The sequence below is a fragment of the Roseibium sp. R5 genome, from assembly GCF_055755305.1.
Genome location: NZ_CM146910.1, coordinates 308,273 through 321,240, shown reverse-complemented (window position 1 = coordinate 321,240; position 12,968 = coordinate 308,273). Strand labels below are relative to the sequence as shown.

General features: G+C 58.9%; 8 protein-coding genes. All 8 read left to right on the top strand.

The window, feature by feature from the left end:
- The first annotated feature begins 42 nt into the window (after window positions 1–42).
- The 8 genes from AC0J4F_RS01495 to cysG all read left to right on the top strand — a co-directional run bounded on the left by AC0J4F_RS01495 (window position 43) and on the right by cysG (window position 12,906).
- The gene (locus tag AC0J4F_RS01495; RefSeq protein WP_473025207.1) at window positions 43–1,152 is read left to right on the top strand and encodes a CmpA/NrtA family ABC transporter substrate-binding protein; all 1,110 of its coding nucleotides are present in this window, start codon (window positions 43–45) and stop codon (window positions 1,150–1,152) included.
- A gap of 392 nt (window positions 1,153–1,544) precedes the next feature.
- Window positions 1,545–2,951, top strand: coding sequence for a CmpA/NrtA family ABC transporter substrate-binding protein (locus AC0J4F_RS01490; RefSeq protein ID WP_133948639.1), 1,407 nt, complete (start codon window positions 1,545–1,547; stop codon window positions 2,949–2,951).
- Window positions 2,952–3,033: 82 nt separating this feature from the next.
- Window positions 3,034–4,116, top strand: coding sequence for an ABC transporter permease (locus tag AC0J4F_RS01485; protein ID WP_306148318.1), 1,083 nt, complete (start codon window positions 3,034–3,036; stop codon window positions 4,114–4,116).
- A 10-nt stretch (window positions 4,117–4,126) separates the two neighbouring features.
- On the top strand, window positions 4,127–5,887 hold the full coding sequence (locus AC0J4F_RS01480; protein WP_473025206.1) for an ABC transporter ATP-binding protein: 1,761 nt from the start codon (window positions 4,127–4,129) through the stop codon (window positions 5,885–5,887).
- A 16-nt stretch (window positions 5,888–5,903) separates the two neighbouring features.
- Window positions 5,904–8,357 carry a nitrite reductase large subunit NirB gene (nirB, locus tag AC0J4F_RS01475; RefSeq protein WP_473025205.1) on the top strand — a complete coding sequence of 818 codons (2,454 nt, stop codon included), beginning with the start codon at window positions 5,904–5,906 and terminating at the stop codon, window positions 8,355–8,357.
- A complete protein-coding gene (nirD, locus tag AC0J4F_RS01470) occupies window positions 8,354–8,701 on the top strand; it encodes a nitrite reductase small subunit NirD (protein ID WP_473025204.1) in 348 nt (115 codons plus the stop codon). The genes nirB and nirD overlap by 4 nt, the downstream gene beginning before the upstream one ends.
- A 49-nt stretch (window positions 8,702–8,750) precedes the next feature.
- Window positions 8,751–11,441, top strand: a complete 2,691-nt coding sequence (locus tag AC0J4F_RS01465; RefSeq protein ID WP_473025202.1) for a nitrate reductase — start codon at window positions 8,751–8,753, stop codon at window positions 11,439–11,441.
- A complete protein-coding gene (cysG, locus tag AC0J4F_RS01460) occupies window positions 11,416–12,906 on the top strand; it encodes a siroheme synthase CysG (protein ID WP_473025201.1) in 1,491 nt (496 codons plus the stop codon). The genes AC0J4F_RS01465 and cysG overlap by 26 nt, the downstream gene beginning before the upstream one ends.
- The last annotated feature ends 62 nt before the right edge of the window (window positions 12,907–12,968 follow it).

Sequence of the window (12,968 nt, the reverse complement as noted above, 5' to 3'; positions counted from 1 at the left end):
GAAACGCCAGGGAGGGGCGGCTATCGGGGAGAGCAGGAGATTATGGGCACCAAACTAACGCCGGTGATTGCCGGGTTCATACCGCTGCTCGACAGCGCTGTGTTGGTGGCGGCAAAGGAAAAGGGCTTTGCCGAACGAGAAGGCATTGCGCTCCAGCTGATCCGTGAAACGTCCTGGGCGAACATTCGTGACCGCCTGGCGGTCGGCCATTTTGACGTTGCCCACATGCTCGCGCCGATGCCAATCGCGGCAAGCCTCAACCTGACCAGTCTGGCGGTCCCCATGCTGGCTCCCATGGTACTTGGTCTCGGCGGCAACGCCATCACTGTCGCGGCTTCCATCTGGCGGCAAATGGCAGATCTTGGCGCTGACCCGGACGGCGATCCCGCTTCTACGGGTGTGGCGTTTGCAAAGGTTCTCTCTGCCCGCAAAGAGAGAGGCGAGAGTCGGCTGAGGTTCGGCGTTGTTCATCCTTTTTCAGGTCACGCCTACGAGCTCCGGTATTGGCTCGCAGCAGCCGGACTTGATCCGGATCTTGATGTCGAAATCTCCGTTGTGCCACCGCAGTTGATGGCCGATGCCCTCGCTGCAGGTCAATTGGACGGTTATTGCGTAGGTGAGCCTTGGAACACCGCGGCAGTTCAAGCCGGTACGGGCCGGATTGCGACGTACAAACAGGCGATTTGGCCTGACAGCCCGGAAAAAGTCCTTGGTGTCACTCGGAAATGGGCAAATGCCGAGCCGGACACCTTGTCTGCGTTAATGCGCGCAATCTCTGCCGCGGCCGACTGGTGTGCACAGTCTGATCATCTGACTGAACTCGCGCAGCTTCTCGCAGGCCCGACGTATATCGATTGTTCTCCTGACCTCTGCGTGCCAGCCCTTGGCGGAGATATGAAGCTGGGTCAAAATACTCACAAGAGCATACCGGACTTTCTAACGTTTTCCGGCGGACTGCGCGCAGCGCCGTCCCCCGCACAAGGTGTCTGGTTCTTCAGCCAGATGGTACGCTGGGGGCAAGCGGCGGCTGATCCGGAAGCGGAAAGACAGGCCGCGGAAATCTTTTCGCCTGACCTTTATGAGGATGCGCTCGGGATTGGGCCGATTGGGAAGCCGCAAACCATCCGCTTGTTCGATATGTCCGAAGTGTGAAACTCCGATTTGGTCATCTGCAATTCGGTATGATCAAGGGCGGTCCTGCCATTCAACGCATCCTGTTGCGCTGCACAAAAAAACATCACCTGCCTTCATTTTCAGCCAAAACATGTTGCGCTGCCAAAAGATCATCTCTGTTCCTTAGGTCCATGTGCCTTTGATAAATATGACAAAATTCCGAAATGTCGTGTTTGGCACGCTTCCTGCTCACCAATAACACGAGGCCGACGTTGGCCTAACGATATTGCGCCCATTGGTGGGCGTTCAGGCAAAGCCGCCGATTTGACTTGCAGGTTCCTCCTCCCAAGGCCCGCAGGATCAGTCGGCGGCTTTTTGTTTGACCTTCCAATGCTGCATTGCAGCGCAAAAAGAACTGCGAGGGACAGAACGTGACACTCAGAGATACACTCAAATTCACCCGGCGGGCCGCGCTCGGCACTTTGTTGGCTGCAACTGCATTGGTTCCGGCGACCGGCGCCATGGCTGAAATGCTCGATGTCGAAAAAGACGAGCTGACCTTCGGCTTCATCAAACTGACCGATATGGCACCGCTCGCTGTTGCTTATGAGCTTGGCTATTTTGAAGACGAAGGGCTCTTCGTCACGCTTGAGCCGCAAGCAAACTGGAAAGTACTGCTCGACCGCGTCATCACCGGCGAATTGGACGGGGCGCACATGTTGGCCGGACAGCCGCTGGCCGCCACAATCGGTTTCGGCACCAAGGCGCACATCGTCACGCCGTTCTCCATGGATCTCAACGGCAACGGCATCACCGTCTCCAACGAAATCTGGGAAATGATGAAGCCGAACATCCCGACAATGGATGATGGGCGTCCACAACACCCCATCAGCGCATCTGCTCTGAAGCCGGTCGTTGACAAGTTCATCGACGAAGGCAAGCCGTTCAACATGGGCATGGTCTTCCCGGTTTCCACGCACAATTACGAGCTGCGCTATTGGTTGGCAGCAGGCGATATCCACCCGGGCTTTTATTCTGAAAGCGATATCTCCGGTCAGATCATGGGTGAGGCCTTGCTGTCCGTGACACCGCCACCGCAGATGCCGGCAACTCTGGAAGCTGGAACCATCTATGGCTATTGCGTGGGTGAGCCTTGGAACCAGCAGGCTGTCTTTAAGGGCATTGGTGTACCGGTCATCACCGATTACCAGATCTGGAAGAACAATCCGGAAAAGGTCTTCGGCCTGACCAAAGAGTTCACGGAAGAAAACCCGAACACCACGCTCGCAATTACGAAAGCACTCATTCGTGCAGCCAAATGGCTCGACGAGAATGATAACGCCAACCGTATGGAAGCCGTCGAGATCCTGGCCCGCTCCGAATATGTTGGCGCAGATGCTGAGGTCATCGCCAACTCCATGACAGGCACCTTTGAATTCGAAAAAGGTGACAAAAGGGAAATCCCGGACTTCAACGTCTTCTACCGCTACTACGCGACGTATCCGTACTACTCCGATGCCGTCTGGTACCTGACCCAGATGCGCCGGTGGGGCCAGATCACAGAGCACAAGCCGGACAGCTGGTATGACGAAGTCGCCAAGTCCGTCTACCTGCCAGACACCTATCTGAAAGCAGCCCGCATGCTGGTCGAGGAAGGTCATGTGGCCGAGGAAGACTTCCCATGGGACAGCGACGGTTACCGTGCTCCGACCCCGGCAGCCGACATCATTGACGGCATTGCCTACGACGGAAAGCAGCCGAATGCCTACATCGACAGCCTGCCGATCGGCCTGAAAGGCAAGCAGGTAGTCGACGGGAACGAAGTGGTCGGCGGTTAATCCCCGACTGTGGGAGCGGCGGAATGCAGCCCGCCGCTCCACCTCCCCAACACCAGAATTCAGACGTTAAGGGACGCCACCGATGGCCAATGCCGATACAGCTAGCTCCCCGGACCTTGCCCGGGCCGCCCGCAAGGAAAAACTTTTTACTTCGATCAATAAGGCCGGTGGCTGGCTGGATGCGCTGGGCTTTTCCTGGCTGGTCCCGCTCCTGAAAATCGCCGCTGGTGACAGCCCGAAAGAACAGATGGGCGAGTTGAAGCGGGTGCTCGTGATCCCGCTGATCGGTATACTGGCGTTTCTTGCTATGTGGGCAGCGCTCGCACCGCAAGTCCAGACATCCCTTGGCGCTGTGCCAGGGCCAGCGCAAGTTTGGACCCAAACGGTCAATCTTTGGGAAGACCATGTTCGCGAACGTGAAAAGGCGGACGCCTTTTATGAACGGCAGGACGCCCGCAATGCTAAGTTTGCCGCAGAAGGCAAGACTGATCGGATCAAGCACCGGACCTACACGGGCAAACCGACCTATATCGACCAGATCGGCACCTCCCTGAAAACCGTCGGTCTAGGGTTTCTGATCGCGACCATCATCGCCGTGCCCCTCGGCATTGCCTCGGGCCTGTCGCGCACCTTCAATGGCGCAATCAATCCACTCATTCAGATCTTCAAACCGGTTTCGCCGCTCGCCTGGTTGCCGATTGTTACGATGATCGTCTCGGCGACCTATGCCAATCCGTATGACTGGTTGTCCAAATCCCTTCTGATTTCGGCGGTGACAGTCACGCTGTGCTCCATGTGGCCGACGCTGATCAACACTGCGCTCGGCGTTGCCTCTGTCGACAAGGACCTCATGAATGTCGGCCGCGTTTTGCAACTCCCGACCTGGAAGACCATCACCAAGCTGGTTCTGCCGTCCTCTCTACCGTTGATCTTCACCGGTCTGCGTTTGTCGCTGGGTGTGGGCTGGATGGTTCTGATCGCAGCTGAAATGCTTGCCCAGAATCCGGGTCTTGGCAAATTCGTCTGGGACGAGTTCCAGAACGGGTCCTCCCAGTCGCTTGCGAAAATCATGGTTGCTGTTCTGACCATTGGTCTCATAGGGTTCATGCTCGACCGGCTGATGTTCGCCCTGCAGCGCGCCTTTACATTCTCAGCCAACCGGTAAGGAGACCCTGATGTCCTTTTTGGAAATCTCCGGCGTCTCGAAGTCTTACGGTGAGGGCGTCAGCCGCACCGATGTTCTGGACGACATCAATCTCAAGGTCGACGACGGCGAGTTCATTGCCATCGTCGGGTTCTCGGGAACCGGCAAAACGACCCTTATCTCTCTGCTTGCAGGCCTGATCGAACCGGACACCGGCGGGATCATCTTCAAGGGGAAGGAGATTGACGGACCGAGCTCGGACCGGGGTGTCGTCTTTCAGTCCTACTCCCTGATGCCGTGGCTGTCGGTCACTGGAAACGTCGCCCTCGCGGTCGACAGTGTCTTCAAGAAGAAGAGCGCCAGGGAGCGTAAGGAAATCTGCGACAAATACATCGAGATGGTCGGTCTGGCCCACGCCAAGGACCGCAAGCCGGCGGAGCTTTCCGGCGGCATGCGCCAGCGTGTGGCGGTCGCCCGGGCTCTTGCCATGCAGCCCGAACTCCTGCTGCTCGATGAACCGCTGTCCGCGCTCGACGCCTTGACCCGCGCCAAGCTGCAAGATGAATTTGCAGCGATCTGCGAGCAAGAAAAGAAGACCATCGTTCTCATCACCAATGACGTGGATGAGGCGATCCTGCTGGCAGACCGGATTGTTCCATTGAAACCCGGAACGTCCGCCACGCTTGGGCCGGAATTCAAGGTTCCGTTCAAACGTCCGCGGGACCGCGGTGAGCTCAATCATAATGACGACTTCATCAAGCTTCGGGCAGACATTACCGAATATCTGATGGCGGTTGGGGCCGAACGCGGTGCTGATCTGGAACGCGACATTGTCCTGCCAAACATCGTTCCGATCACCCAACGACTTAAGTCGGATGACAAGCTGCCGGCCGTCTATGAAAAAGCTGCCGAGACACTGAAAGACGAGCGCTTCCTGGAGTTCTCCCAGCTCAAGAAGGTCTATCCGACACCGAAAGGCCCACTGACTGTTGTCGATGGCTTCGATCTGAAGATGAACAAGGGCGAGTTCATCACGCTGATCGGCCACTCCGGCTGCGGCAAGTCGACGGTTCTGTCCATGGTCGCAGGTCTCAATCCGATCACCGAAGGCGCCATCATCCTTGACGGCACGCACGTCACACAGGCAGGGCCCGACCGGGCGGTCGTGTTCCAAGCGCCGAGCCTGATGCCCTGGCTGACGGCTTATGAGAATGTCGCCCTTGGCGTCGACAAGGTCTATCCGGACGCATCCAAGCAGGAAAAGCGCGACGTCATCGAATATTACCTGTCCAAGGTCGGTCTCGCCGATGCCATGCAAAAGCCGGCAGTTGATCTGTCCAACGGCATGAAGCAGCGGGTCGGTATTGCCCGCGCCTTTGCACTGTCGCCAAAACTGCTCCTACTCGATGAACCTTTCGGCATGCTCGACAGCCTGACACGCTGGGAACTGCAGGATGTCCTGATGGATGTCTGGAAGCGCACCCAAGTGACGGCGATCTGCGTCACCCATGATGTCGATGAAGCGATCCTGCTCGCCGACCGGGTGGTGATGATGTCGAATGGCCCGAATGCACGGATCGGCAACATCATGGAAGTGGATCTACCACGCCCACGGTCGCGCAAGGAACTGTTGGCTCACCCGGATTACTACGCCTACCGCGAAGAACTTCTCGACTTCCTTGAAGCCTATGAGGGCGGTGCGGATCCGAGTGAAGACCAACTCGAATCCATCCAGGAAAAACGTGCTGCGCGCATGGCCCGTCAAAAGGCCGCGATCGAAGCAGCGGAATGAAAGGGGGATGGCAACCATGACGAAACAAAAGCTTGTCATCATCGGCAACGGCATGGCGCCGGGCCGGATGCTGGAGCACCTGTTTGATCAGGACAAGGACGCCTATGACGTCACGATCTTCAATGCCGAACCACGGGTGAACTACAACCGGTTGATGCTGTCCCCGGTCCTCTCCGGTGAGAAGTCCTATGAAGACATCATCACCCATGGCGACGACTGGTACACTGAGCATGGCGTGACCCTGCACAAGTCGGCCCGCGTTTCAGAGATCGACCGTTCTGCCAAAACCGTCACATCGGAAAACGGCATCACAGTCGACTACGACAAGCTGGTTATTGCAACCGGATCCAACCCGTTCATCATCCCGCTGCCGGGCAAGGACCTCAATGGCGTCCTCACCTATCGCGACCTTGATGATGTCGATCAGATGCTGGATGCCGCAAAGGGCGGTGGCCGCGCTGTTGTGATCGGTGGCGGGCTGCTTGGTCTTGAAGCCGCAGCCGGTCTGAAGATGCAGGGCATGGAGGTCACGGTCCTTCACCTGATGCCGACGCTGATGGAACGCCAGCTCGATCCGGCTGCCGGCTTCCTGTTAGAGGAAGAATTCAAGCGCCGTGGCATTGATGTGCGCACCAAAGCCAACAGCCACGAGATCGTCGATGACGGTGCCGGGAACGTCAAAGGTATCCGGCTGGATGACGGAACTGAGATCGAAGCCAGCATCGTTGTGATGGCGGTTGGCATTCGCCCGTCAGCCGATCTTGCAAAGACGGCCGGACTGGATGTGAACCGCGGCATTCTCGTTGACGACACCATGCGCACAGCCGACCCGGATATTTATGCCCTCGGCGAATGCGTGGAGCACAATGGCCAGTGCTACGGCCTGGTTGCCCCGCTTTACGAGATGGCCGAGGTCATAGCGGACAATCTCCTTGGTGGCGCCTCCGAGTACTCTGGCTCGGTGACGGCAACAAAACTGAAAGTCACCGGCGTCGATCTTTATTCGGCTGGCGATTTTGCCGAAGGCGAAGGCCGTGAGGAAATCGTTTTACGTGATGCGTGCGCCGGGGTCTACAAGCGCCTCGTTTTGAAGGACAACAAGATCATTGGCGCGGTGCTTTACGGCGAGACAGCCGATGGCCCGTGGTTCTTCGATCTTTTGAAAAAACAATCAGATGTCTCGGAAATGCGGGAGACACTGATCTTCGGCCAGGCGTATCAGGGGGGCGCCCCACTGGACCCTACGGCGGCCGTTGCAGCCTTGCCGGATGATGCGGAAATCTGCGGCTGCAACGGCGTGTGTAAATCAAAAATCGTAGGCGCGATCACTGACAAGGGCCTAACCACCCTTGATGACGTTCGTGCCCACACCAAGGCTTCGGCATCCTGCGGAACCTGCACCGGATTGGTCGAACAATTGATGCAGGTGACCCTTGGCGAGGCATACAATCCGTCCGCTGTCACGCCGATGTGCGGCTGCACCCACCTCGGGCATTCGGATGTCCGCCGGCTGATCAAGTCCAAGGGATTGAAAACCATCCCCGCCGTGATGCAGGAACTGGAATGGACCTCTTCCGGCGGCTGCGCCAAATGCCGCCCAGCGCTGAACTACTATCTCGTCAGCGACTGGCCGGATGAATATGCGGACGACTATCAGTCCCGATTCATCAACGAACGCGTCCACGCGAACATCCAGAAGGACGGGACCTATTCCGTTGTGCCGCGCATGTGGGGTGGGATGACCTCCTCCAAGGAGCTGCGCGCGATTGCCGATGTCGTCGACAAGTTTAACATTCCCGCGGTGAAGTGCACCGGCGGCCAGCGCATCGACATGCTTGGCATCAAGAAAGAAGACCTGCCCGCCGTCTGGGCTGATCTTGGTAAGGCCGGTTTTGTCTCCGGGCAGGCCTATGCGAAAGGCCTTCGGACCGTGAAGACCTGCGTCGGAACGGACTGGTGCCGGTTCGGAACCCAGGACTCCACCGGGCTCGGCATCCGGATCGAGAAGTTCATGTGGGGCTCCTGGACACCGGCCAAACTGAAGCTGGCTGTCTCCGGGTGCCCGCGCAACTGCGCCGAAGCAACCTGCAAGGACATCGGTGTTGTCTGTGTCGACAGCGGCTTCGAGATCCACTTCGCAGGCGCGGCTGGGCTGGACATCAAGGGCACGGAAGTCCTCGGCCTCGTCAAGACGGAAGATGAGGCGCTCGAATACATCGTTGCGCTCACGCAAATGTACCGCGAGCAGGGCCACTATCTGGAGCGGATCTACAAATGGGCCAAACGCATTGGCTATGACGAAATCCGCCGTCAGATCATGGACGATCCTGACAAGCGCAGAGCTTACTTTGACCGTTTCGTCTTCTCCCAGAAATTCGCCCAGGTCGATCCGTGGTCGGAGCGCGTCTCCGGCAAGGACAAGCACGAGTTCAAGCCGATGGCAGTACTCACCCGGGAGGCGGCGGAATGAACGCGGAACTGAAGAATTGGGTCGCGATCGGCGACCTGACAGACATCCCGCGCGAAGGCGCCCGGGTGGTGAAAACCGATGCCGGCTGCATTGCTGTGTTCCGCACTGTTGATGACGAAGTCTTCGCACTGGACGACCGCTGCCCGCACAAGGGCGGGCCGCTCAGCCAGGGCATTGTCCATGGCACGTCGGTCACCTGTCCCTTGCACAACTGGGTGTTTGACCTGGCAACCGGTCTTGCAACGGGTGCCGATGAAGGCGCTGTCCCGGTGACGGCCGCTAGAGTCGAGGGCGGCAAGGTGCTCCTTGCCGCCGACGATCTGGCACGCCGGTTGGCAAGCTGACCGCGTCCATCCAATCAAAATTCGAGGAAAGCCCAAGGAGCCGCGCCCGATGACCGGCACATCAAAAGAAAAAACGGTCAAGACCACCTGCCCTTATTGCGGGGTTGGGTGCGGGGTGCTGGCAACTGTTAGAGAAGACGGATCGGTGGGAATTGCCGGTGATCCGGATCATCCGGCCAACTACGGCCGGTTGTGCTCAAAGGGTTCAGCGCTGGGGGAAACTCTATCGCTGGATGACCGGCTGCTTTATCCGGAAATCGGCGGCAAACGGTCCGATTGGGGCAGCGCGCTCACCCTTGTTGCCCGCAAATTCTCTGAAGCCATCGGAGATCACGGGCCGGACAGCGTTGCGTTTTATGTCTCCGGCCAGATCCTGACCGAGGACTATTACGTTGCCAACAAGCTGATGAAAGGCTTCATCGGATCTGCCAACATCGATACGAATTCAAGGCTCTGCATGGCCTCGTCCGTTGCCGGTCACAGGCGCGCGTTCGGCAGCGACACCGTTCCGGGAACCTATGAGGATCTTGAAACCTGCGATCTTCTGATCCTAGTCGGATCCAATCTTGCCTGGTGTCACCCGGTTCTCTTCCAGCGTGTCGAAGCGGCAAAGGCAAACAATCCGAACATGCGGGTCGTTGTCATCGATCCGCGCGAAACGGCAACCTGCGCCATCGCCGATCTGCACCTTGGCTTGAAGCCCGACACGGATGTTGCGCTGTTCAATGGCCTGCTGGCCTTCCTTGCCGAAACAGAAGCCCTGGATCGTAGCTATATCGCGGCCCATACGAACGGCTTTGAAGAGACACTCGCGGCGGCTGGTCCGTGTGAAATCAACCGGATTTCAGATGAAACCGGCCTGACGCCCCATGACATCGCGACCTTCTACACACTGGTGGCGCGGACGGAAAAGACGGTCACCCTCTACAGCCAGGGCGTCAACCAATCGGTCGTCGGGACAGATAAGGTCAATGCGATCATCAACACGCACTTGGCAACCGGTCGGATCGGCAAACCGGGAATGGGCCCGTTCTCGGCAACGGGCCAGCCGAATGCCATGGGCGGACGCGAGGTCGGCGGTCTCGCCAACATGCTTGCCGCCCATATGGCGATCGAGAACCCGGGGCACCGCGCGCTCGTGCAAGACTTCTGGCAGAGCCCGGTCATTGCATCAAAACAGGGGTTGAAAGCGGTTGACCTTTTCCAGGCGGCAAGGGACGGCAAGATCAAGGCGCTCTGGATCATGGCAACCAATCCGGTCGACAGCCTGCCGGACGCCGATGGGGTCGCCGAAGCGCTCAAGACCTGCCCGTTTGTGGTCGTCTCCGATGTAACCCGGGCAGCCGATACCGTCGCCTATGCCGATGTTCTTCTGCCTGCCGCTGCGTGGGGCGAGAAGGACGGTACCGTAACCAATTCCGAGCGGCGGATTTCACGGCAAAAGAAGTTCCTGGACCTCCCCGGTGAGACGAAACCCGACTGGTGGCAACTGGCTGAAGTTGCGCGCCGGATGGGGTTTGAAGGCGCGTTTCAATACGATGGTCCGGACGCTGTTTTCCGCGAACACGCGGCACTGTCCAATGCCGGAAACAACGGCTCACGGGATTTCGACATCAGTGCCCTGAAAGACATCTCGGCGGCCGAATTCGACGATCTGGAGCCCGTCCAGTGGCCGCAGGGCGGGGCAACCGTGCGCAATGGCGAAACGCGATTCTTTGCCAAGGGCGGTTTTTTCACACCGAACGGCAAGGCGAATTTCATTGCAGTCTCTCACAAGGACCCGCGCAAGCGCGAACGGCGGTTCCCGCTGGTTCTGAACACCGGCCGGATTCGCGATCACTGGCACACCATGACGAGGACAGGCAAAACGCCGCGCTTGTCTTCGCATATTGCTGAGCCTTTCGCCGAACTCCACCCGCAAGATGCACGGGAAGCCGGGATTACGGCGGCCGATCTGATTGAAGTCAAAAGCCCACACGGGTCTGCCGTTGTCCGGGCGCAGATCACCGATCGGGCCCAGAAAAGATCTTTGTTCGTGCCGATGCACTGGACCGATCAGGTGAGCTCCAGAGGTCGTATTGATGCCGTGGTGGCGCCGGAAACAGATCCGGTGTCCGGACAACCCGGTTCCAAATTCACACCCGTTGCCATCCGCAAACTGGAGTTTGCCTGGCATGGCTTCGCTGTCTTGCGAGACAAGCCGGATCAGCTCGATGCCGGATATTGGGCGATTGCACCGACGGAAGGCGGCTGGCGCATCGAACTGGCGGGCGACAGGTCCACCAATCCCGAAAAACTTGCTGGCCGCCTCCTTCCTGAAGACACAGAATTCCTGCGGTTTGAAGACGGCACAACGGGCGCGCTCAGGATCGCGGGCTGGACCGGCGCAAACCTTGCCGGAGCGTTTTTCTTTGCCCCTGATCCCGTCGCTGTTTCCCGTCCGTGGGCCTCTGGGTTGTTGACCGCTGAAACGTCCACCAAAGATCAAAGATTCCGGGTTCTTGCGGGCCGTCCACCGGCTGACCTTCCCGACAAGGGCGCAATCGTCTGTTCTTGTTTTCAAGTCGGCAGCTCGGAAATTGCCGCAGAAGCAGCCAAAGGCGCAACCACTGTCAAGGCCATCGGCGCTTGCCTGAAAGCCGGGACCAATTGCGGGTCTTGCCGCTCTGAAATCCAGACCCTGCTCGACGCTGTTGCCAAGGAGACACGTGAAGATGCCGACATCGCGCAAGCCAGCTGAACTGCGCCCCAAACGGCATGCGGCAAGGGTCGAGCCTTTGGCGAGCCTGCCGTTGTTCTTTCCGCTTGAAGGCCGCAAGGTGGTTCTCGCCGGAGGAACGGACGCAGCCGCCTGGAAGGCCGAACTTCTGGCCGCCAGCGGGGCTGAGGTGCACGTCTTTGCCGAAGAGCTCAGCGAGGTTTTTCAAACGCTTCTGGAGCGGGGCAGCGTGAAGGGCCGCTTTGTTCACCATGCCCGTCCGTGGAGCACGGACGTGATTTCAGGGGCAGCGCTTGCCATCGCCGATGCCCCCTCGGACGGCGCGGCACAGGCCTTTTATTGCGCCGCCAAGGCCGCAGGCGTTCCGGTCAACGTCATCGACAATCCGCCGTTTTGCGAGTTCCAGTTCGGCTCCATCGTCAACCGCTCACCGGTCGTCATCGGCATCTCGACAAATGGCGTCGCTCCGATCCTTGGTCAGGCGATCCGGCGGCGGATTGAAACGCTCTTGCCAACCTCGCTTCAGGACTGGGCAGCGCTTGCGGGCCGGATCCGGGCCCGCGTTCTGGAAAACCTCGCACCGGGAGCAGAGCGCCGCCGGTTCTGGGAACGGTTCACCGACATGGCCTTTTCCGGAAAGGCTGCCGAAGAAGAGGCCACAAGCCGTGATCTGGAAGACGTTTTCGGCGAAGCCGCTCACGTTGGCCAGGGCCGCGTGACATTGGTCGGTGCCGGACCAGGCGATGCGGAAAACCTGACCTTGAAGGCCATGCGCGCGCTTCAATCTGCGGATGTGATCCTGTTTGACGATCTGGTCGACGACAGTGTTCTGGAACTCGCGCGCCGTGAAGCCAAACGCATGCTGGTCGGCAAGCGCGGCGGACGGGAAAGCTGCCATCAGGAAGACATCAACGACATGATGGTGTCGCTTGCCGGTCAGGGCAAACACGTCGTCCGGCTGAAATCCGGCGATCCGATGATTTTCGGACGGGCGGGCGAAGAGCTGACAAGGCTGGCTGAGGAAGGCATTCCGGCGAGCGTTGTTCCCGGCATTACCGCAGCCTCTGCGATGGCCGCCGAACTTGGCGTCTCGTTGACCCACCGTGATCACGCTCAGGCCGTCCGTTTTGTAACGGCACATTCGCGTCAGGGCGAGCTCCCCGACACGGTCGATTGGAACGGGCTTGCCGATCCTGCAACAACCACTGTTTTTTACATGGGGCGCCGCATGGCAAGCCGGATCAGCGAGCGGTTGATTTCTGAAGGCCGCAAGCCGAACACGCCCGTCCGGGTGATGGCCAATGTTTCCCGGCAGAATTCAGCCAGCTGGTCAGGCGCATTGTCAGACCTCGCTGACGGAGTGGAGAGCTTGGCAACAGACGGCCCGGTATTGATTGCGGTCGGCGAAGTCTTTGCCAACGTTGGACAAACAGCCGAAGCAGCGCTGTATCATGAGATGGAACCCCGGGCGGCTGCTGCCAACTGAGTGGCCCTTAACTCATCTACAACGCTTGACTTTTGAGGCCTGCGAACACCCGGTCGATGACT